Below are 19257 nucleotides of genomic sequence, written 5' to 3'. Positions count from 1 at the left end.
GTGAGTACCCTGCGATGATAAATACAACAAAGCTTGACCCGATCGAAACCGCGTCCGTTGATGAATTACAGGCCCTGCAGACCGCGCGCCTGAAGTGGACGCTGAACCACGCCTACAGCAACGTTCCGATGTACAAATGCAAGTTTGACGCGGCGGGCGTTCACCCTGACGATTTTAACGAGCTGGCGGACCTGCAAAAATTCCCGTGCACCACCAAGCAGGATCTGCGCGACAACTACCCGTTCGATACCTTTGCGGTGCCGATGGAGCAGGTGGTGCGCATCCACGCCTCGTCCGGCACCACCGGGAAGCCGACCGTGGTGGGCTATACCCAAAATGACATCGACAACTGGGCCAATATCGTCGCCCGCTCCCTGCGCGCCGCCGGGGGCAGCGCGAAGGATAAAATTCACGTGGCCTACGGTTACGGGCTGTTTACCGGCGGTCTGGGCGCGCACTACGGTGCCGAGCGTCTGGGGGCGACGGTGATCCCGATGTCCGGCGGCCAGACGGAGAAGCAGGCGCAGCTGATCCGCGATTTCCAGCCGGACATGATCATGGTTACGCCGTCCTATTGCCTGAACCTGATCGAAGAGCTGGAGCGCCAGATGGGCGGTGACGCCAGCGCCTGCTCCCTGCGCGTCGGCGTGTTTGGCGCCGAGCCGTGGACGCAGGCGATGCGCCGTGAAATTGAAAAACGGCTGGGCATTACCGCGCTGGACATCTATGGTCTCTCCGAAGTGATGGGCCCGGGGGTAGCGATGGAGTGTCTCGAAACCGCTGACGGCCCGACCATCTGGGAAGATCACTTCTACCCGGAGATCGTCAACCCGAATGACGGCGCGCCACTGGCCGACGGCGAGCAGGGCGAACTGCTGTTCACTACACTCACCAAAGAGGCGCTGCCGGTGATCCGCTACCGCACCCGCGATCTGACGCGCCTGCTGCCGGGCACCGCGCGCACCATGCGCAGGATGGACCGCATCAGCGGGCGTAGCGACGACATGCTCATCATTCGCGGCGTTAACGTCTTCCCGTCACAGCTGGAAGAAGAGATCGTCAAGTTTGAACACCTTTCGCCGCACTATCAGCTGGAGGTGAACCGTCGCGGGCATCTTGATTCACTTTCGGTGAAGGTTGAGCTAAAGCAGAGTAGCTTAACGTTAACGCACGAGCAGCGCTGTCAGGTCTGCCACCAGCTGCGCCACCGTATTAAGTCTATGGTGGGGATCTCAACCGATGTGATGATTGTGAACTGCGGCAGCATTCCCCGCTCGGAGGGTAAAGCCTGCCGGGTGTTTGATTTGCGTAAAGTGGCCGCCAACGGTTGAATTTCCCTCACCCCAGCCCTCTCCCACAGGGAGAGGGTGTATTGAGTTCCCTCTCCCTTTGGGAGAGGGTTAGGGTGAGGGTCGATCCCAGATTCCTGTGCTATGATTCATCCAGGAAAAAAATCACAACAGAATGAATCATATGAATAAACTTGACGCCTTTATCCAGCACGCGGTCAGCTCCGTTCCCATCAGCGGGACCTCGCTTATCGCTTCCCTTTACGGCGATGCGCTTTCCCATCGCGGGGGCGAGATCTGGCTCGGCAGCCTGGCGGCCCTGCTGGAGGGGATGGGGTTCGGCGAACGATTTGTGCGCACCGCGCTGTTCCGCCTCAATAAAGAGGGCTGGCTGGACGTGTCGCGCATTGGACGACGCAGCTTTTACCGCCTCAGCGACAAGGGGTTACGCCTGACGCGGCGCGCGGAGAACAAAATTTATCGCGCGGAGCTGCCGGCGTGGGACGGCAAATGGCTGCTGCTGCTCTCCGAGGGGCTGGATAAAACCACCCTCGCGGACGTGAAAAAACAGCTCATCTGGCAGGGATTCGGCACGCTGGCACCAAGCCTGATGGCCTCGCCGTCGCAGAACCTGGCGGACGTGCAGTCCCTGCTGCACGACGCGGGCGTGGCGGAAAACGTCATCTTCTTTGAGGCCCATTCGCCGCTGGCCCTGTCGCGCGCGGCATTGCGATCCCGCGTGGAGGAGTGCTGGCAGCTTACCGAACAAAACGCGATGTACGAGACGTTTATCGACTCGTTTCGTCCGCTGCTGCCGCTGCTGAAGGAAGCGTCGCCGGGGGATATGACCCCGGAGCGCTGCTTCCAGATCCAGCTGCTGCTGATTCATTTTTATCGTCGCGTGGTGCTAAAGGATCCGCTGTTGCCCGAAGAGCTACTGCCCGCGCACTGGGCGGGGCAAAGCGCGCGGCAGCTGTGCATCAATATTTACCAGCGCGTGGCGGCGGGCGCTCTGGCGTTCGTCAGCGAGAAGGGGGAAACCTCGGTGGGCGAACTGCCCGCACCCGGCACGCTTTATCACCAGCGCTTTGGTGGTCTGAATATCACGTAAGGAGATGCTATGCCCGTTTATCAAATTGATGGCCTGACGCCGGTGGTGCCTGAAGAGAGCTACGTTCATCCGACGGCGGTGCTGATCGGCGACGTGATCCTCGGTAAAGGCGTTTACGTTGGCCCCAACGCCAGCCTGCGCGGTGATTTTGGCCGTATCGTGGTGAAGGATGGCGCCAACATTCAGGATAACTGCGTGATGCACGGGTTCCCGGAGCAGGACACCGTGGTGGAAGAGGACGGGCATATCGGCCATAGCGCCATTCTTCACGGCTGTATCATCCGCCGCAACGCGCTGGTGGGGATGAATGCGGTGGTCATGGACGGGGCGACAATTGGAGAAAACAGCATCGTCGGCGCAGCGGCGTTTGTGAAGGCCAGGGCGGAGATGCCCGCTAATCATCTGATTATCGGCAGTCCGGCGAAGGCCATCCGTGAGCTGTGCGCCCAGGAGATGGAGTGGAAAAAGCAGGGCACGCGGGAGTATCAGGTGCTGGTGGAACGCTGCAGGCGAACCCTGCACCAGGTTGAGCCGCTGCGAGAAGAGGAGCCCGGACGCCAGCGGCTGGTTTTCGATGAGAATTTACGGCCAAAGTCGTCAGGCCGGGATAATTAACCCTTTCTCGCGTACGTGATAATACACCGGCATGAGGAAGAGCTAACGCGCGATAAATAATCCCGCTGCGGGATAGTGTATATTTGAACGAATCTGACCTGCATTCACACAGGTATTTTGTTACCCTGACGCAGATCATGCCTCTCATTCAGAGCGGTCAATGCGTTTATGGAAGACACTATATGAGTGAAAACGACACTATCCCAAAGCAGTCCAAAAGCCAGATTAACAAAGCGGTATTTTACACATCTGCTTTGTTAATTTTCCTTCTTGTCGCCTTTGCCGCGATTTTCCCCGACGTTGCCGATAAAAACTTTAAAATACTGCAACAGCAAATATTCACCAACGCCAGCTGGTTTTACATTCTTGCCGTCGCGCTGATTTTGATGAGCGTGACGTTCCTCGGCCTGTCCCGCTACGGCGATATTAAACTCGGGCCCGACCACTCCCAGCCTGACTTCAGCTACCACTCCTGGTTCGCGATGCTGTTCTCGGCGGGGATGGGGATCGGCCTGATGTTCTTCGGCGTGGCGGAACCGGTGATGCACTATCTTTCTCCACCGGTGGGGACGCCTGAAACGGTTGCTGCGGCCAAAGAGGCCATGCGGCTAACATTCTTCCACTGGGGGCTGCACGCCTGGGCTATCTACGCCATCGTTGCGTTGATTCTGGCGTTCTTCAGCTACCGCCACGGCCTGCCCTTGACGCTTCGTTCGGCGCTGTATCCGATTATTGGCGACCGTATTTACGGCCCGATAGGCCATGCGGTGGATATCTTCGCGGTGATCGGCACCGTATTCGGCGTGGCGACCTCGTTAGGCTATGGCGTATTGCAGGTCAATGCCGGGCTGAACCACCTGTTTGGCGTGCCCATCAACGATACCGTGCAGGTGATCCTGATCGTCCTGATTACCGGGCTGGCGACCGTTTCCGTGGTGTCCGGCCTGGATAAAGGCATTCGTATCTTATCTGAGCTAAACCTGGGCCTGGCGGTGCTGCTGCTGGTGCTGGTGCTGTGCCTCGGGCCAACCGTGCTGCTGCTGAAATCGTTTGTGGAAAATACCGGCGGCTACCTGTCCGAGCTGGTGAGCAAAACGTTTAACCTGTACGCCTATGAACCGAAGTCCAGCAACTGGCTGGGGGGCTGGACGCTGCTGTACTGGGGCTGGTGGCTGTCGTGGTCGCCGTTTGTCGGGATGTTCATCGCCCGCGTGTCCCGCGGCAGAACCATCCGCGAGTTTGTCACCGGCGTGCTGTTCGTCCCGGCAGGCTTTACCCTGATGTGGATGACGGTGTTCGGCAACAGCGCCATTTACCTCATCATGAATAAGGGCGCGTCCGATCTGGCAAATACCGTCCAGCAGGACGTGGCGCTGGCGCTGTTTAATTTCCTTGAGCATTTCCCGTTCTCGTCGGTGCTGTCATTTATCGCCATGGCGATGGTCATCGTCTTCTTTGTGACCTCCGCTGACTCCGGGGCGATGGTGGTGGATACCCTCGCGTCCGGCGGCGAGGCCAATACCCCCGTCTGGCAGCGCATTTTCTGGGCCGCGCTGATGGGCGTTGTGGCAATCGCGCTGCTGCTCGCGGGTGGACTGAGCGCACTGCAAACCGTGACCATCGCCAGCGCGCTACCGTTCTCGATGATCCTGCTGGTGTCGATCTATGGCCTGCTGAAGGCGCTCCGACGCGATTTGACCAAGCGCGAGAGCCTGAGCATGGCCACTATCGCGCCGACGGCGGCCCGCAACCCCATTCCGTGGCAGCGACGTCTGCGCAACATCGCCTACCTGCCTAAGCGCTCTCTGGTGAAGCGCTTTATGGAAGAGGTGATCAGGCCGGCCATGGTGCTGGTTCAGGAGGAGCTGAATAAGCAGGGAACGCAAAGCCATATCAGCGACGCGTCTGACGAGCGTATTCGTCTTGAGGTGGATTTAGGCAACGAGCTGAACTTTATTTATGAAGTCAGGCTGCGCGGCTATAACTCCCCAACCTTCGCGCTGGCGGCGATGGACAACGATGAAAACCAGGCGGAGCAGCACCGGTACTACCGGGCAGAAATCTACCTCAAGGAAGGCGGGCAAAATTACGATGTCATGGGCTGGAACCAGGAGCAGTTAATTAACGATATCCTGGACCAGTACGAAAAACATCTGCACTTCCTGCACCTGGTGCGATAATCGGCCAGCATGAGCATGCCCTGAGGCATCTGCTTCAGGGTACGCTAATAGTCTTCCGGCAGCGGCCTGTCGATCGACACCAGCTTTCCGCGCTTCATGGTGATATAGCCCCCGGCTTTGAGATCCGCCAGCACGCGAAACACGTGGGTTCTCGACAGGTTAGTGCGCTTGATGATAAACAGCGCCAGGCCCTCATTCTCGCCCGTGTGGGTATTCTGCCGGTAGAGATAGCGATACAGCATCGGTTTGATGGTCTGGTAGCTGGTGACCTGCCTGCGTTCGTTATGCAGATCGATAGTAAAAATCGACATGAAGGTCAGAATGGTGGCCAGCTCCTGCACGCGCTTTGGCCCGCCGTGCAAAAATAGCCGATCGAAATCGGCACAGGGAATTTTTACCAGCTTAACCTTCGCGCTGCTGCGATATTCAAACTTCGCTAACGGGCAATACCGTTCCATAAGCCCTATCGGCATATATTCAATAGTATTGCCAATATTCAAACCATCTTCCGGCATTAATATCGTCAGTGAACCTTCGGTACAGAAATAAATATAGCCGGGTTCGACGGTTAGCTTTTTATTTGCGCCAACGGTTAACGCTTCTCCTGTAGAAAGGATTTGGGGAAAAAAGCCCCCAATATTGAGCTGCTGATAATAGGTATGTATATCCTGAAAATTCACGCCAGGCCTCGTTCCGCAACGTCTGTCTTCGTAGCGAGTATAGCAGCAGTAGCGACCGGATGACGAGATAACCTTATACCAGTCCCATATGGGACTATCATGGGAAAGTATTCTGATTAGAATGGTCTGCAATGAGTTCGCATTAAAATTATCCGCCAGCAGTAAATATCGCAGGCGGTGCTAATAATCTATGAGGCCATTTAATGAAATTAACGATAATCGCGAAGCAGCTGGCGCTGGCCGGTGTATTCACATCGCTTTCGCTTTCTGCCTGGGCTGAAGCGCAGCCGCAGAATGCCACGCCCGTCACCCGCGAGGCGAATAACGCCCTGTATAACAAGCTGCCGTTTGCCGATAAGACTGACTTTGAAAACGCGCATAAAGGATTTATCGCCCCGTTACCGCAGAACATGATCAAAGGGGAGAAAGGAAACGTTATCTGGGATCCCGCGAAATATGATTTCGTGAAGGAGGGTGAAAAAGCTCCGGACACGGTAAACCCGAGCCTGTGGCGTCAGTCGCAGCTGATTAACATCGGCGGCCTGTTTAAGGTGACCGACGGCGTGTATCAGATCCGCAACCTCGATCTCTCCAACATGACCATCATCGAAGGCGAGAAGGGGATCACCGTTATTGACCCGCTGCTAAGCGCCGAGCCGGCGAAGGAAGCGCTCGATCTCTACTACGCTAACCGTGGCAAAAAGCCGGTAGTGGCGGTGGTGATCACCCACAGCCACGTTGACCATTACGGCGGCCTGCGCGGCGTGGTTGACGAAGCCGACGTGAAGTCCGGTAAGGTGAAGATTTACGCGCCGGATGGCTTTATGAAAGAAGCCGTTTCCGAGAACATCATGGCCGGGAACGCGATGAGCCGCCGCGCGAGCTACATGTACGGCAACCTGCTTAAGCCGGACGCGAAGGGTCAGGTTGGTGCGGGGCTTGGGACGACCACCTCCGCAGGTACGGTAACCCTGATCCCACCAACCAACTATATTACCCATACCGGGCAGCAGGAAACGATCGACGGCCTGACCTATGACTTTATGATGGCCCCGGGCTCTGAGGCGCCGTCGGAGATGCTGTGGTACGTCAAAGAGAAGAAAATGATCGAAGCGGCAGAGGATGTGACCCACACCCTGCACAATACCTACTCCCTGCGCGGGGCGAAAATCCGCGATCCGCTGGCCTGGTCTAAGTACATTAACGCCGCCATTGAGCGCTGGGGCGCGGACGCGGAAGTGATTATTGCCCAGCACCACTGGCCGACCTGGGGCAACGAGAATATCGTCAGGCTGATGAAAGGCCAGCGCGATATGTACCGCTACATCAACGACCAGACCCTGCGTATGGCCAATAAGGGCCTGACCCGCGATGAGATTGCCGCCGAATTTAAGCTGCCGGAATCGCTGGAGAAACAGTGGGCCAGCCGGGGCTATTACGGCTCCGTCAGCCACGACGTTAAGGCCACCTACGTGTTTTATCTCGGCTGGTTCGACGGCAACCCGGCTACCCTCGACGAGCTGCCGCCTGAACAGGCTGCGAAGAAGTTCGTGCAGTACATGGGCGGCGCTGATGCCATCATGCAGAAGGCCAAAGCTGATTATCAGCAGGGCAATTACCGCTGGGTGGCGCAGGTGGTCAGCAAAGTGGTATTCGCCGACCCAAACAACCAGGCCGCGCGCAACCTCGAAGCCGACGCGCTGGAGCAGCTGGGCTACCAGGCCGAAGCGGGCACCTGGCGTAACTTCTATCTGACCGGCGCGCAGGAGCTGCGTAACGGCGTTAAAAAGCTGCCAACGCCAAACACCGCCAGCCCGGATACCGTGCGCGCGATGACGCCGGAGATGTTCTTCGACTATCTGGGCGTGCACATCAACGGCGTGCGGGCCGGTAACGCGAAAGCGGTCTTTAATGTCGATCTCGGCAAAGATGGCGGCAAATACAAGCTGGAGCTGGAAAACGGCGTGCTGAACCATACCGCCAATGCCCAGGCGAAGGATGCCGATGCCACCATCACGCTCGATCGCGCCACGCTGAACAAGATCATCCTGAAAGAAGCGTCGCTGAAGCAGGCGATGGACAGCGGTGAGGTGAAGGTGAGCGGGAACGGCGCGAAGCTAGAAGAGATGCTGAGCTACATGGACAAGTTTGACTTCTGGTTCAATATTGTGACGCCATAACCCGGCATTTCTCCCGTCCTGACGATGGCGCCTTATCTGCAATAAGGCGCCATTTTTTTTATTCACGCATCGCCAGCGCGCTGGCGCTCGCCGGATCGAATAACGAAATACTCTCAATCTGATCCAGCATGATCACCTTCCGAAAATCCATTGCGCTTTTTGGGTCTGAATCCAGCGTAACGTCATGCTCGGCGTACCACCTGCTGTAGTTGTGCTCAATGCACAGCTGCATATTTTTCCCGTCACGATAGCCGCTCAGCATGGGAATAAGCACGATGTTGGCCGTTTTTTCATATTCCAGGGTTGCGGTGTGGATCATGCCAATATAAATTCGCCGCGATTTCAGCGTGACGTGCGCCAGTTCACCTTCTTCCATGCACTGGTAGAGCAGCTGTTCAATCCCGCTCGACTGCGCGAGCCGCTTGTAGAGCTTTTTCCGGCCTTCGCCGTCCAGCCGCGCGCTGCCTGCCCAGTTCGAGCGGTAGAGGCAAAACAGGATCGCAAAGGTAAGCATCACCACCACCGGCGCCTGTATACCTAAAAAGCTCCAGTTCATGAAGTCAATTTGCCAGTCGGCGTATTTAGCGGACGTAAAATGGAACGTGTTGTCGGCGGCGGAGAGGGCGAACAGCAGCAGCCAGAGCAGGCCGGTGGCGATCACCCCCTGCAGGACGAAAATGCAGCCATACAGCGCAACCAGAAAATAGACATCCCATCCGAATGAACGCTTAATTTTGAACCGTGTAGAGAGATCGCGGCTGGTGTACCAGTAGCCGCACACCATCAGAACCATAAATATTGCCGTTCCCATTTCAGGCCCTCTTTAGCGCGTTGACATGGCGCAGAAAGTCCTGCCGTACCTCGTTGCTTTTGTGGTTAACCGAGGCGTTTCCATCCTGATCGATAATGATGCGGTCGCCATCCTCGACGGCTTCGATAATTTCCTGGTGACTCATGACCTGCAATAAAGATTCCGGGCTGGAAAAGAGCGCCATCAGTAAATTTTTCATCGCGTGACATCCTTATGAATTAAAAGGATAAGTCTGGAAGATAAAAGCAACATTTGCCTTAAGGTTATCCCTAAAAAAATAACGGCGCGGCGGCGTCAGTCCACTTTTGAGTCAAAAGAGCAATGCGGAGTGTCTCTTTAAGTTTATGAAATAAAACAGATATAAAAAATATATCTGCACAAACTTGGACAAATAACGTTAATTGTGTAAGTTTAATTTATGCGATATCGCTACGTTGTTTACAGCCAGGATGTGACCCATGAGCACGTTACCGTCCGTCATCAGTCGGTTTGTTGATTACTACGCCGCGCTGGACACCCAGCCACCTTCCGCGCTGGCAGAAATTTATCGTTCCGATGCCACCCTTATCGATCCCTTTGGCGAACACAGCGGGCTGTTCGCGCTTCAGCGTTACTTCACTCATTTGCTGGCTAACGTCCAGCAGTGCCGCTTTACCGTCGATGCGCCGCTGCAGCAGGGGGATCGCTTTGTTGTGACCTGGGTTATGCACTGGTCACACCCGCGTATCGCCCGGGGAGCCGTGCTGCAGCTGCCGGGCTGCTCCGTGGTGGACATGCTGGACGATCGCATTATTCGCCAGCGGGATTACTACGATGCCGGAGAGATGATCTATGAGCATCTTCCGGTGCTTGGCTGGGCCGTGCGCGGCGTTAAGCGGAGGGTGAGATCGTGAAAACGGTTCTGATTACCGGCGCAAGCTCGGGCATTGGGGCGGGGCTGGCCGCCTCCTTCGCCAGCGACGGCTACCGGGTGATTGCCTGCGGGCGCGATGCGCAACGTCTGGCCTCCCTGCACCAGCACAGTCCCAACGTCACGGTGCGCCAGTTCGATATGACGGACAGGGACGCCTGTCGCCAGGCGCTGGCGGACTGTGCCGCCGACGTGGTGATTCTGTGCGCCGGCACCTGCGAATATCTCGATCGTGGCGTGGTGGACGCGGAGCTGGTGGAGCGGGTGATGACCACCAATTTCATGGGGCCGGTAAACTGCCTCGCGGCGCTGCAGCCGCAGCTGGTGGCCGGAAACCGCGTGGTGCTGGTCAGTTCGATGGCGCACTGGCTGCACTTCCCGCGAGCCGAAGCCTATGGCGCTTCCAAGGCGGCGCTAACCTGGTTTGCCGACACGCTGCGTCTCGACTGGGAGCCAAAAGGGATTGCCGTCACGGTCGTTTCACCCGGTTTCGTTGACACGCCGCTGACCCGTAAAAACGATTTTCCGATGCCGGGTCGGGTAAGCGTGGAGGAGGCCGTCGCCGCCATCCGCCGCGGACTGGCGAAGGGAAAAGAGAGTATCGCGTTTCCCGCCGGGTTTAGCCTGGCGCTGCGGCTGCTCGCCGGGCTGCCTGACGTTGTTCAGCGCGCGCTGCTGCGCAGGATGGTGAGATCATGAAGATTGCGATTATCGGCAGCGGCATCGCCGGCCTCACCTGCGCCTGGCGCCTCGCCGGGCATCATCAGGTCACGCTGTTTGAAGCGCAGGCCACCCCGGGCGGCCATACCGCGACGGTGGACGTCGACACCCCGCAGGGCACGTACGCCATCGACACCGGATTTATTGTCTACAACGACCGCACCTATCCGCGCTTTATGGGCCTGCTCAGCGAGCTGGGCATCAGCGGGCAAAAAACGCAGATGAGCTTTTCGGTGCACAATCCGCAGAGCGGGCTGGAGTATAACGGCCACACCCTGACGTCGCTGTTCGCCCAGCGCCGTAACCTGGTGAACCCCGGCTTCTGGATGCTGCTGAAGGAGATTGTGCGCTTCAACCGGCTGGCGAAACGGGCGCTCCAGGCCGACGTGGATGCGTCCGCCACCCTGGAGACGTTCCTGAGCCAGCACCGCTTTACGCCGTTTTTCGCGCGCCACTACATTCTGCCGATGGGGGCGGCTATCTGGTCCTCGTCATTACAGGAGATGAAGCGCTTCCCGCTGCCGCTCTTTTTGCGCTTTTTCGAAAACCACGGTCTGCTGGACATTACCCATCGTCCGCAGTGGTACGTGGTGCCGGGCGGATCCAGAGAGTATATCCGCGCGATGATGGACAGGCTCGGCAACCGCCTGACGCTGCGCCTCAACGCCCCGGTCCAGCGGGTTGTTCGCCACGATCGGGGCGTCGACGTTGAGCTGGAGGGGGAAACATGCGCCTTTGACCAGGTGATTTTTGCCTGCCACTCCGCCCAGGCGCTGGCGATGCTTGCCAGCCCAACCCAGGCTGAACGCGAGGTGCTGGGGGATATCGGCTGGCAGCGCAACGAGGTAGTGCTTCACAGCGATCCGCGCTGGCTGCCGGTGCGCGAGCGCGCGTGGGCCAGCTGGAACTATCGCCTGAGCGAACAGGATCGGGCCAGCGCCTGCGTCACCTACAACATGAATATTTTGCAGGGGCTGCCCGCCGGTAGCCCGCTGTTTTGCGTCACCCTTAACCCGGAAACGCCGGTGGAAGAGCGCTTTGTGCTGCGCCGCTTCGTCTACGAACATCCGCTGTTTAACCCGAAAAGCTGGCATGCCCAGGCCCGGCGCGGCGAGATAAACGGCCGCCAGCGGAGCTGGTTCTGCGGCGCCTACTGGTACAACGGCTTCCACGAAGACGGCGTGCGCAGCGCGCTGGACGTGGTGAACGCCATCGCGGCCGGGGAGGGCGGGTGAGATGAACAGTTGCCTGTACCACGGCGCCCTGCGCCATCGCCGCCTTACGCCGAAAGCGCACCATTTTACCTACAGCGTGTTTATGGCCTGGCTCGATCTCGATGAGCTTGAGATGCTGCCCTCAGTCGGGGTGCGGCGAAACCGCTTTGCCCCGGCGGCGTTCTGTGATGCGGATTACCCGCTGGGCACGCCGCTGAAAGAGCGCGTCCTCGAGCGTCTGGAAAACCTGACCGGCGAGCGCCCGGCGGGGCGGGTCATGCTCCTGACGCAGCTGCGCTATTTCGGCCTGCATTTTAACCCGGTCAATTTTTACTACTGCTATGACGGCGAAGGCACCCTGCGCTGGGTGCTCGCCGAAGTGCGTAACACGCCGTGGAATGAACGGCATTACTACGCGGTGGAGGGGCAGGACGCCCGGCCGACGGAGAAAGCGTTTCACGTCTCGCCCTTTAACCCAATGGAGATGGTCTACCACTGGCGCTTTAACAGCCCGGACCACGCGCTGCGCATGCATATTGAAAATCATCAGGAGGCGAAGGTGTTTGACGCCACGCTGACGCTTCGCCGCGAGCCGCTCACGCGTCCGGCGCTGCGCGCGATGCTGGTGCGCATCCCGCTGATGACCCTCAAAACCGTTTTCGCTATTTACTGGCAGGCGCTAAGGCTGTGGCTGAAGCGCGTGCCGCTGCATAACCATCCCCTCAGCAGGAGTGAACGATCATGACCGATCCCGTCTTTGCGCTTGAACCCGATATCCCGCGCAACGCTCGCGTCGCGCGCTGGTTGCTTTTTCGCCTGCTGAGCGGCCTGCGCGGGGGCTCGCTGACCCTCCGTGAGGGCGCGCAGACCTTCCGCTTCGGCGACACCTCCGCCGCGCTCCACGCTGATGTTCAGGTGCTCTCTCCGGGCCTGTACTGGCGCATCTTAACGGGCGGCAGCCTCGCCGCGGCGGAAGCGTGGATGGACGGCGACTGGGAGACGGCTCACCTCACGCCGCTGCTGGAGCTGATTGCGCTCAACGGCCAGATCCTCGGGCAGCTGGAAAAAGGGTTCCGCCTGTTCGGGAAGCCGGTAGAGCGGCTGCGCCACTGGACGCGGCGCAACTCCCGTGCTCAGGCGCGGGACAATATTGCTGCCCATTACGATCTCGGCAATAGCTTTTACGCCCATTTCCTCGATGAACAGCTCCTGTACTCCAGCGCGCTGTTTACCGCTGAGGATCAGGATCTGACCGCGGCCCAGCAGGCGAAAATGGCGAGGCTGTGCGACCAGCTGGCGCTCGGCCCGAACGATCGTCTGCTGGAGATTGGCACCGGCTGGGGGGGCGATGGCGGAGTACGCCGCGCGTCATTACGGCTGCCGGGTCACCACCACCACGCTGTCGCAGGAGCAGTACCGCTGGGCCACGGCGCGGATCGCCCGGGCCGGCCTGCAGGATCGCGTTGAGGTGCTGCTCTGCGACTACCGCGATCTGACCGGCGTCTACGACAAGCTGGTGTCGATTGAGATGATTGAAGCCGTCGGGCAACGCTACCTGCCGACGTTTTTCCGCACCTGCCAGGCGCGCCTGCGTCCGGGCGGGCGTATGGCGATTCAGGCCATCACCATTCAGGATCAGCGCTACCGCGACTACAGCAAAAGCGTCGATTTTATCCAGCGCTACATCTTCCCCGGCGGCTTTTTGCCCAGCATTACCGCCATGAATGACCTGATGACCCGCCATACCGATTTTGTGGTGCGTAACCTCTTCGACATGGGGCCGGACTACGCCCGCACGCTGGCCCACTGGCGTCAGCGCTTCGTTCAGGCCTGGCACGAGATTGAAAAGCTCGGGTTTGATGACCGTTTCCGCCGGATGTGGCTGTACTACTTTGGCTACTGTGAGGCCGGGTTTAACGCCCGCACCATCAGCGTGGTGCAGCTGACCGCGGAACGCGTATGAAACGCTACGGGCAGGTCTTTCTGCTGGCCATCGGGTTTGATCTCTACTGGACCCTGGTGGTGCTGTTTCGCGAGCAGGGGCAGGTTATCTGGATCGCGCTGGCGGCGCTTGCCTGGCTGATGCTACCCCCTTCGCACCGGATTTATGCCCTCGGGCTGGCCGCGTCGGGGGCGCTGCTGGACGCCGTCTGGGCGCTGACCGGGCTGATTGCCTTTACCGGCGCGTCGATAATGCCGCTATGGATGGTGGCGCTGTGGCTAATGTTTGCCTGCGTCTGGACGCAGCTGACCCGCACGACCACGCTGCCGGGCTGGCTGCTGACGGCGCTGGCGACCGTGGGCGGGCCGGTGGCCTACCTGATCGGCGAGCGGCTGGGGGCCATTACGTTCCTGGAGCCAACCTTTATCGTCGTCAGCTGGACGATCCCGGGCTGGCTGGTGCTGATGCTGTTTTTCCACCTGCTGATGGGGAGGCAACAATGAGACATCTGTTACTCGCGCTCGCGCTAACCGTTATGGCCTGTAACGCGCAGGCAGCTGACTGGCTGAGCTGGCGCAAGGTGGGCGACGCCACGCTCACCTGGGGGCCGTTTACCGTGTATACCTCCCGGCTGCTGACGCCCGACGGGCGCTACGCGGGGGTAGACAGCGATAACGCGCTGATTATCACCTATGCCCGGGATATCGATCGCGACGAACTGGTCGACGCGACCCGCGACCAGTGGCAGGCGCAGGGCATCCTGCAGCGGGAGCCGCAGGGTGAAGCCTGGCTGCGCATGCTGTCCACGCTCTGGCCGGACGTCACTACCGGCGCGCAGATTGCGTTTGTGGTGAGCGGCGGCCAGGGACAGTTCTGGTATCGCAGCCCGACGTCGCAGACGGGTTTTACGCCGCTGGGGCCGCGACAGTCGGCAGCGTTCAGCTCGCGTTTTCTGGCGATCTGGCTCGATCCCCGCACCGAATATCCTGAACTGCGTCAGCGGTTAATCGGAGGTCCAAAATGAAACGTATTCTGTTAATGGCGCTTGCCCTGACGATGCTGGTGGGCGGATGCAGCACGGAGGTGAAAGAGTATCGTCAGCAGCAGCCGACGCTGGATATTTTTACCTACTTCCAGGGGAAAACCGAGGCGTGGGGGATGGTTCAGGACCGCAGCGGGAAGCAGATCCGCCGTTTTCACGTCGAGATCGCCGGGGATGTTATCGGCGATACGCTGACGCTGAACGAGCATTTTGTCTACGACGACGGGGAAAAGCAGCAGCGCGTGTGGCACATCCGCCGGGTCGGCAGCGATCGTTACGAGGGCACGGCAGGGGATATTGAGGGCGTCGCTACCGGCCAGACGGCGGGCAACGCCCTGAACTGGCGCTACAGCATGAACGTGAAGGCGGACGGCAAAACCTGGCTGCTGCACTTTGACGACTGGATGTACCTGCAGGACAGCACGCATCTGTTTAATAAAACCGAGATGAAGAAATTTGGCGTCACCGTCGCCACGGTGACGCTGTTCTTTACCCGCAAGGAGTAAGTTTAATCGCCTTCGGGCCGCGGCTTGCTGCTGGAGTAAATAAAGCACAGCGCAATACCCAGGCAGACGACGGCCCCCAGGCGGCTCATGGAAAACGGAATGGCCGCATTGTTAAGCCAGCCGAAGTTGTCGATCAGCATACTCATGGTCAGCTGTCCTAAAATCACCGCCACCGTCGCGACGGCGGTGCCGATACGCTGCACGGCGAGGACCATAATCACGATATAGGGCACGCCGCACAGCGCGCCCAGAAGCTGCCATTTGGGCACATCCATCAGGCCGACCGCCTGTTTCGGCTCAAAGAAGAAGATGAGCAGGGCGGTCACCAGTGCCCCGACGGAAAACGTCAGAAACGCGCTTTTGAAAACCCCCACGCTGCTGCCTAATTGCCCGTTGATGGCGGCCTGAACGCTCAGCGTCGCGCCGCCGATAACGGCCAGAATAATCATAATTACCGTCATAACCTTACCCCTGCGCCACGAGAATAAGCGCGGCGATAATAAACGCCAGCGCGATAATGCGTTTCGTATCGATCCTGCGGTGCGGCGTGCCCAGCAGGCCAAAGTGGTCGATTATCAGGCTCTTAAATACCTGACCGGCCAGAATGCCTATCATCGTCATGGCAATGCCGATTGCCGGCGTGGCAATGGTCAGAATGACGACGTAAACCGGGCCGAGCACCCCGCCGAGCAGATGCCAGGACGGCTGCGCAAAGAACGAGGGGCTGTTGCGCGGGCTGAAAAACAGCATCAGCATAAACGTCAGCCCGGCCCCCACGCTGAATATGCTGAATGTGGCCCACAGATCGCCGACTTCAGCACCCAGCGGCCCCAGCAGCCCGGCCTCCACGGATAGCCCCATACCGCCGGCAATCACCAGTAAAATCAAAATAACGTGCATAACGCCTCTTCTCCTTTTTTCAGGCGGAGAAGAGTACGTCTGATAATCATTGAGAAAAATGCCATAATGCAGGAAACACCTGTGCAGGATATGCATTAATGATTGATGCCGGAAATATCAGCATTCGCGCGCTGCTGATTTTTATCGACGTGTATGACGCGCAGAATTTTTCCGTGGTCGCGAGGCGGGAGGGGATCTCCGCGTCGCAGGTTTCACGCGTGATCCACCAGCTTGAGGATGCCCTCGGGCAGCAGCTTTTCTACCGCAACACGCGGGCGATTATCCCCACCGAGAGCGGGCATCTTTTTGTTCGCTATGCGCGGGCGATGGCGGGGAATCTGGAGGACGCGCGACGCGAGCTGGATGAACGCGCGCGCGAGCCGTCGGGCACGCTGCGCATCAATGGACCGGTCTTTTTCGGGCAAAGGCACATTGCGCCGGGGCTGCCCGCGCTTTCAGCACGTTATCCCCGCCTTTCCGTTGAGCTGACCCTCACCGACGATTTTATCGATCCTCACCGCGACGCCGCAGACGTTATCTTCCGCATCGGCGCGCTCACGGACTCCTCGTTTCACGCGCGGATATTCGGGCAGCAGTTCTATCACCTCGCGGCCTCGCCGGACTATCTGCGAAAGCACGGCGCGCCTGAAGGGCCGGACGATCTTAGCCGCCACCGCTGCCTGGTCTACCGCGGCTCGTCCGGGCCAAACCGCTGGCTGATCCGCAGGCCGGGCGAGGCGTGGGTTCACTATCCCATCGCACCGCTGATGGCCTCGAATAATGCGGAAACGCTGCTTATTGCCGCACTGGGCGGCATGGGGATTGTGCTTTTTCCGGACTGGATGGTGAGCGAAAGGCTGAAAAGCGGCGAGCTGGTGGCGCTGCTGCCGGAGATGGAGTGTTCCATTAATACGGAGCCACTGACGATTGCGGCGATTTACCCGAACGCGCGGCATCCGCCCCTGAACGTCAGGGCGGTTATCGATCACTATATTGAACGGTTCGGCACGCCGCTCTACTGGCAGGCCTAGCGGGCAAGCTCGCGGCGGACGATTTCTGCCCCGGCGCTCAGCGCGATGAGCTTACCGTTAGCGACCTGGCGGGAAAGGGGGGCCATGCCGCAGTTGGTTGACGGATAAAGCTTGTCCGCATCGACAAACTGCAGCGCCTTGCGCAGCGTATCGGCGACCTCTTCCGGCGTTTCGACGGTGGTCGTTGCCACATCGATTGCCCCCACCATCACTTTTTTACCGCGGATCAGCTCCAGCAGATCCATCGGCACGCGGGAGTTGTGGCACTCCAGCGAGATGATGTCGATTTTCGAGGTCTGCAACTTAGGAAACGCCTCTTCATACTGGCGCCACTCGGAGCCGAGCGTCTTTTTCCAGTCAGTATTGGCCTTGATGCCGTACCCGTAGCAGATATGCACCGCGGTTTCGCATTTCAGCCCTTCCACGGCGCGTTCCAGCGCGGCGATACCCCAGTCGTTCACCTCGTCGAAAAAGACGTTAAAGGCAGGTTCATCGAACTGAATAATGTCGACGCCGGCCGCTTCCAGCTCGCGGGCTTCCTGATTGAGAATTTTAGCGAACTCCCAGGCCAGCTTTTCGCGGCTTTTGTAGTGGGCGTCGTAGAGCGTGTCGATCATGGTCATCGGGCCGGGCAGCGCCCATTTGATCGGCCTGTCCGTGAGCTGGCGCAGGTATTTCGCGTCGTCAACGAACACCGGCTTCTGCCGCGCGACCGCATCGACCACCGTCGGCACGCTCGCATCGTAGCGGTTGCGGATCCGCACCGTCTGGCGATTTTCAAAATCCACGCCGCTCAGGTGCTCAATAAAGGTGGTAACGAAGTGCTGGCGGGTTTGCTCGCCGTCGCTGACGATATCGATTCCCGCGCGAAGCTGTTCATCCAGGGACAGGCGCAGCGCGTCCTGTTTGCCTGCCAGCAATTCCTCGTCCTGCAGTTTCCACGGTGACCAGAGCGTTTCCGGCTGCGCGAGCCAGGTGGGTTTCGGCAGGCTGCCAGCCGTTGAAGTCGGGAGCAATGTTTTCATAATAAGTAACCTTTTATCCGTAATATTAAAGCGAGAAGTTATGAGACCACTGCTCAAGAAGGGTTTTATAGGGTTTGATAAACCGCTCTTCGGTATATTTTCCCTGCTCAATGGCCAGCCGGCTGCGCTCTTCGCGGTCATAAACGATTTTCGTTAACGAGTGATCCTGCTGGTTCAAATCAGGCTGGTAACACTGTCCCGCGGCGGAATTGGCATTATAAATTTCCGGGCGATAGATCTTCTGGAACGTCTCCATGGTGCTGATGGTGCCGATTAGCTCGAGGTTGGTGTAATCGCGCAGCAAATCGCCGGTGAAGAAGAAGGCAAAGGGCGCGACGCTGTTTTCAGGCATGAAGTAGCGAACGCTGAGGCCCATTCTGGCGAAATACTGCTCCGTCAGCGATTCGCCGTCCGGCTGGTACTCAAAGCCCAGCACCGGGTGGTGGTTGCCGGTACGACGGTAGGTGTCTTTGCTGGAAACGCTCAGGCAGATTACCGGCGCTTTTTTAAAGTTCGTCCGATACGCCGCAGAGTGGATAAAGCTTTTAAAGATATTGCCGTGCAGCTCGCCAAAATTGTCGGGGAGGCTAAACCGGGATCGATCTTTATTATGCTCCAGCAGCAGGACGCTGAAGTCATAGTCGCGGACGTAGGAGGAGAAGTTATTTCCCACGATGCCTTCGATGCGCTCGCTGGTTTTTTTATCCACGATCGTCGTTTGCAGAATTTCGATGGCCGGGAAGGTAAAATCGCCGCCGATATTCATATCGACAGAAATAATCTCCAGCTCGACGGCGTAGCGGTCGGCTTTAGGGTTATCCCAGCGCGCCAGCGCGTTGAAGCGATTGTTGATCATCACCAGCGTATTGCGCAGGTTTTCCTGACGCTTCTCGCCGCGGGCCAGGTTGGCAAAGTTGGTGGTGGTACGCGTATTTTCAGACGGGTTATAATTTTCATCGAAGCAACTGCGCTTAAGGGTAAATGTGAAAGCCTGGCTCATTTTGGTTATGCATCCTAAGTTCATGTTGCCGGAACGTTATCAATGCATAATTTATGCCTGAGCCGCTGGCGCAGGGGAAGTGACTTAATTTCACCGCAACA

The 19257-nt window shown here is 58.6% G+C and carries 20 protein-coding genes and 1 pseudogene; 14 read left to right on the top strand and 7 right to left on the bottom strand.

Going from position 1 to position 19257, the window contains the following annotated elements; all coding sequences use genetic code 11:
• Positions 1-14 precede the first annotated feature (14 nt).
• The 4 genes from paaK (at position 15) to HWQ14_RS16980 (ending at position 5195) form a co-directional block, all read left to right on the top strand.
• On the top strand, positions 15-1331 hold the full coding sequence (gene paaK / locus HWQ14_RS16995) for a phenylacetate--CoA ligase PaaK (protein ID WP_176610406.1): 1317 nt from the start codon (positions 15-17) through the stop codon (positions 1329-1331).
• A 133-nt stretch (positions 1332-1464) separates the two neighbouring features.
• Entirely contained in the window at positions 1465-2400 is a 936-nt protein-coding gene (gene paaX / locus HWQ14_RS16990) for a phenylacetic acid degradation operon negative regulatory protein PaaX (RefSeq protein ID WP_176610405.1), read from the top strand.
• A 9-nt stretch (positions 2401-2409) separates the two neighbouring features.
• Positions 2410-3015: a phenylacetic acid degradation protein PaaY gene (paaY, locus tag HWQ14_RS16985; protein WP_176610404.1), complete on the top strand. Its 606-nt coding sequence runs from the start codon at positions 2410-2412 to the stop codon at positions 3013-3015.
• 182 nt (positions 3016-3197) lie between these two features.
• Complete coding sequence (locus HWQ14_RS16980) at positions 3198-5195, top strand: BCCT family transporter (protein ID WP_176610403.1); 1998 nt, start codon at positions 3198-3200, stop codon at positions 5193-5195.
• Between the two features lie 44 nt (positions 5196-5239).
• On the opposite strand, the gene HWQ14_RS16975 is transcribed toward HWQ14_RS16980, so the two are convergent.
• On the bottom strand, positions 5240-5875 hold the full coding sequence (locus tag HWQ14_RS16975; RefSeq protein ID WP_176610402.1) for a helix-turn-helix domain-containing protein: 636 nt from the start codon (positions 5873-5875) through the stop codon (positions 5240-5242).
• Positions 5876-6078: 203 nt separating this feature from the next.
• Between HWQ14_RS16975 and HWQ14_RS16970 the strand changes: the two genes are divergently transcribed.
• Complete coding sequence (locus HWQ14_RS16970) at positions 6079-8055, top strand: alkyl/aryl-sulfatase (RefSeq protein WP_148419448.1); 1977 nt, start codon at positions 6079-6081, stop codon at positions 8053-8055.
• A gap of 58 nt (positions 8056-8113) precedes the next feature.
• On the opposite strand, the gene HWQ14_RS16965 is transcribed toward HWQ14_RS16970, so the two are convergent.
• Complete coding sequence (locus HWQ14_RS16965; protein WP_148419449.1) at positions 8114-8866, bottom strand: hypothetical protein; 753 nt, start codon at positions 8864-8866, stop codon at positions 8114-8116.
• Between the two features lies 1 nt (position 8867).
• On the bottom strand, positions 8868-9065 hold the full coding sequence (locus tag HWQ14_RS16960; protein ID WP_176610401.1) for a hypothetical protein: 198 nt from the start codon (positions 9063-9065) through the stop codon (positions 8868-8870).
• A gap of 259 nt (positions 9066-9324) precedes the next feature.
• Here HWQ14_RS16960 and HWQ14_RS16955 point away from each other — a divergent pair, with 259 nt between their 5' ends.
• The 8 genes and pseudogenes from HWQ14_RS16955 (at position 9325) to HWQ14_RS16920 (ending at position 15200) form a co-directional block, all read left to right on the top strand.
• Positions 9325-9759 carry a nuclear transport factor 2 family protein gene (locus HWQ14_RS16955; protein ID WP_176610400.1) on the top strand — a complete coding sequence of 145 codons (435 nt, stop codon included), beginning with the start codon at positions 9325-9327 and terminating at the stop codon, positions 9757-9759.
• Positions 9756-10475 (top strand): SDR family NAD(P)-dependent oxidoreductase, encoded by a 720-nt coding sequence (locus HWQ14_RS16950; RefSeq protein WP_176610399.1) that lies wholly within the window; start codon positions 9756-9758, stop codon positions 10473-10475. The genes HWQ14_RS16955 and HWQ14_RS16950 overlap by 4 nt, the downstream gene beginning before the upstream one ends.
• Complete coding sequence (locus HWQ14_RS16945; RefSeq protein WP_176610398.1) at positions 10472-11731, top strand: NAD(P)/FAD-dependent oxidoreductase; 1260 nt, start codon at positions 10472-10474, stop codon at positions 11729-11731. The genes HWQ14_RS16950 and HWQ14_RS16945 overlap by 4 nt, the downstream gene beginning before the upstream one ends.
• Before the next feature lies 1 nt (position 11732).
• A complete protein-coding gene (locus HWQ14_RS16940) occupies positions 11733-12455 on the top strand; it encodes a DUF1365 domain-containing protein (RefSeq protein WP_148419453.1) in 723 nt (240 codons plus the stop codon).
• Positions 12452-13673: pseudogene (locus HWQ14_RS16935) on the top strand (class I SAM-dependent methyltransferase). The gene HWQ14_RS16940 and the pseudogene HWQ14_RS16935 overlap by 4 nt, the downstream one beginning before the upstream one ends.
• Positions 13670-14155, top strand: coding sequence for a DUF2878 domain-containing protein (locus HWQ14_RS16930; RefSeq protein ID WP_176610397.1), 486 nt, complete (start codon positions 13670-13672; stop codon positions 14153-14155). Before HWQ14_RS16935 ends, HWQ14_RS16930 begins: the two are co-directional and overlap by 4 nt.
• Positions 14152-14676 (top strand): hypothetical protein, encoded by a 525-nt coding sequence (locus tag HWQ14_RS16925; protein WP_176610396.1) that lies wholly within the window; start codon positions 14152-14154, stop codon positions 14674-14676. Before HWQ14_RS16930 ends, HWQ14_RS16925 begins: the two co-directional genes overlap by 4 nt.
• Positions 14673-15200, top strand: a complete 528-nt coding sequence (locus tag HWQ14_RS16920; RefSeq protein ID WP_176610395.1) for a DUF3833 domain-containing protein — start codon at positions 14673-14675, stop codon at positions 15198-15200. The genes HWQ14_RS16925 and HWQ14_RS16920 overlap by 4 nt, the downstream gene beginning before the upstream one ends.
• A gap of 2 nt (positions 15201-15202) precedes the next feature.
• On the opposite strand, the gene HWQ14_RS16915 is transcribed toward HWQ14_RS16920, so the two are convergent.
• Both HWQ14_RS16915 and HWQ14_RS16910 read right to left on the bottom strand, forming a co-directional pair.
• On the bottom strand, positions 15203-15661 hold the full coding sequence (locus tag HWQ14_RS16915; protein WP_148419458.1) for a DMT family transporter: 459 nt from the start codon (positions 15659-15661) through the stop codon (positions 15203-15205).
• Between the two features lie 4 nt (positions 15662-15665).
• Positions 15666-16100 carry a DMT family transporter gene (locus tag HWQ14_RS16910; protein ID WP_176610394.1) on the bottom strand — a complete coding sequence of 145 codons (435 nt, stop codon included), beginning with the start codon at positions 16098-16100 and terminating at the stop codon, positions 15666-15668.
• A 98-nt stretch (positions 16101-16198) separates the two neighbouring features.
• On the opposite strand from HWQ14_RS16910, the gene HWQ14_RS16905 reads away from it, so the two are divergent.
• Positions 16199-17131, top strand: a complete 933-nt coding sequence (locus HWQ14_RS16905; RefSeq protein WP_176610393.1) for a LysR family transcriptional regulator — start codon at positions 16199-16201, stop codon at positions 17129-17131.
• On the opposite strand, the gene HWQ14_RS16900 is transcribed toward HWQ14_RS16905, so the two are convergent.
• Positions 17128-18156 (bottom strand): methionine synthase, encoded by a 1029-nt coding sequence (locus HWQ14_RS16900; protein WP_176610392.1) that lies wholly within the window; start codon positions 18154-18156, stop codon positions 17128-17130. The genes HWQ14_RS16905 and HWQ14_RS16900 overlap by 4 nt on opposite strands.
• A gap of 25 nt (positions 18157-18181) precedes the next feature.
• The gene (locus tag HWQ14_RS16895) at positions 18182-19156 is read right to left on the bottom strand and encodes a DUF1852 domain-containing protein (protein WP_176610391.1); all 975 of its coding nucleotides are present in this window, start codon (positions 19154-19156) and stop codon (positions 18182-18184) included.
• Between the last annotated feature and the right edge of the window lie 101 nt (positions 19157-19257).

This window comes from Enterobacter cloacae, from assembly GCF_013375935.1.
GTDB classification, from domain to species: domain Bacteria; phylum Pseudomonadota; class Gammaproteobacteria; order Enterobacterales; family Enterobacteriaceae; genus Enterobacter; species Enterobacter pasteurii.
This window is presented reverse-complemented; position numbering and strand designations above follow the sequence as displayed.

Coding starts and splice junctions, on each gene's coding strand:
- paaK (WP_176610406.1), top strand. CDS start 15: ATGATAAATACAACAAAGCTTGACCCGATCGAAACCGCGTCCGTTGAT.
- paaX (WP_176610405.1), top strand. CDS start 1,465: ATGAATCATATGAATAAACTTGACGCCTTTATCCAGCACGCGGTCAGC.
- paaY (WP_176610404.1), top strand. CDS start 2,410: ATGCCCGTTTATCAAATTGATGGCCTGACGCCGGTGGTGCCTGAAGAG.
- HWQ14_RS16980 (WP_176610403.1), top strand. CDS start 3,198: ATGAGTGAAAACGACACTATCCCAAAGCAGTCCAAAAGCCAGATTAAC.
- HWQ14_RS16970 (WP_148419448.1), top strand. CDS start 6,079: ATGAAATTAACGATAATCGCGAAGCAGCTGGCGCTGGCCGGTGTATTC.
- HWQ14_RS16965 (WP_148419449.1), bottom strand. CDS start 8,866: ATGGGAACGGCAATATTTATGGTTCTGATGGTGTGCGGCTACTGGTAC.
- HWQ14_RS16960 (WP_176610401.1), bottom strand. CDS start 9,065: ATGAAAAATTTACTGATGGCGCTCTTTTCCAGCCCGGAATCTTTATTG.
- HWQ14_RS16955 (WP_176610400.1), top strand. CDS start 9,325: ATGAGCACGTTACCGTCCGTCATCAGTCGGTTTGTTGATTACTACGCC.
- HWQ14_RS16945 (WP_176610398.1), top strand. CDS start 10,472: ATGAAGATTGCGATTATCGGCAGCGGCATCGCCGGCCTCACCTGCGCC.
- HWQ14_RS16940 (WP_148419453.1), top strand. CDS start 11,733: ATGAACAGTTGCCTGTACCACGGCGCCCTGCGCCATCGCCGCCTTACG.
- HWQ14_RS16930 (WP_176610397.1), top strand. CDS start 13,670: ATGAAACGCTACGGGCAGGTCTTTCTGCTGGCCATCGGGTTTGATCTC.
- HWQ14_RS16925 (WP_176610396.1), top strand. CDS start 14,152: ATGAGACATCTGTTACTCGCGCTCGCGCTAACCGTTATGGCCTGTAAC.
- HWQ14_RS16920 (WP_176610395.1), top strand. CDS start 14,673: ATGAAACGTATTCTGTTAATGGCGCTTGCCCTGACGATGCTGGTGGGC.
- HWQ14_RS16915 (WP_148419458.1), bottom strand. CDS start 15,661: ATGACGGTAATTATGATTATTCTGGCCGTTATCGGCGGCGCGACGCTG.
- HWQ14_RS16910 (WP_176610394.1), bottom strand. CDS start 16,100: ATGCACGTTATTTTGATTTTACTGGTGATTGCCGGCGGTATGGGGCTA.
- HWQ14_RS16905 (WP_176610393.1), top strand. CDS start 16,199: ATGATTGATGCCGGAAATATCAGCATTCGCGCGCTGCTGATTTTTATC.
- HWQ14_RS16900 (WP_176610392.1), bottom strand. CDS start 18,156: ATGAAAACATTGCTCCCGACTTCAACGGCTGGCAGCCTGCCGAAACCC.
- HWQ14_RS16895 (WP_176610391.1), bottom strand. CDS start 19,156: ATGAGCCAGGCTTTCACATTTACCCTTAAGCGCAGTTGCTTCGATGAA.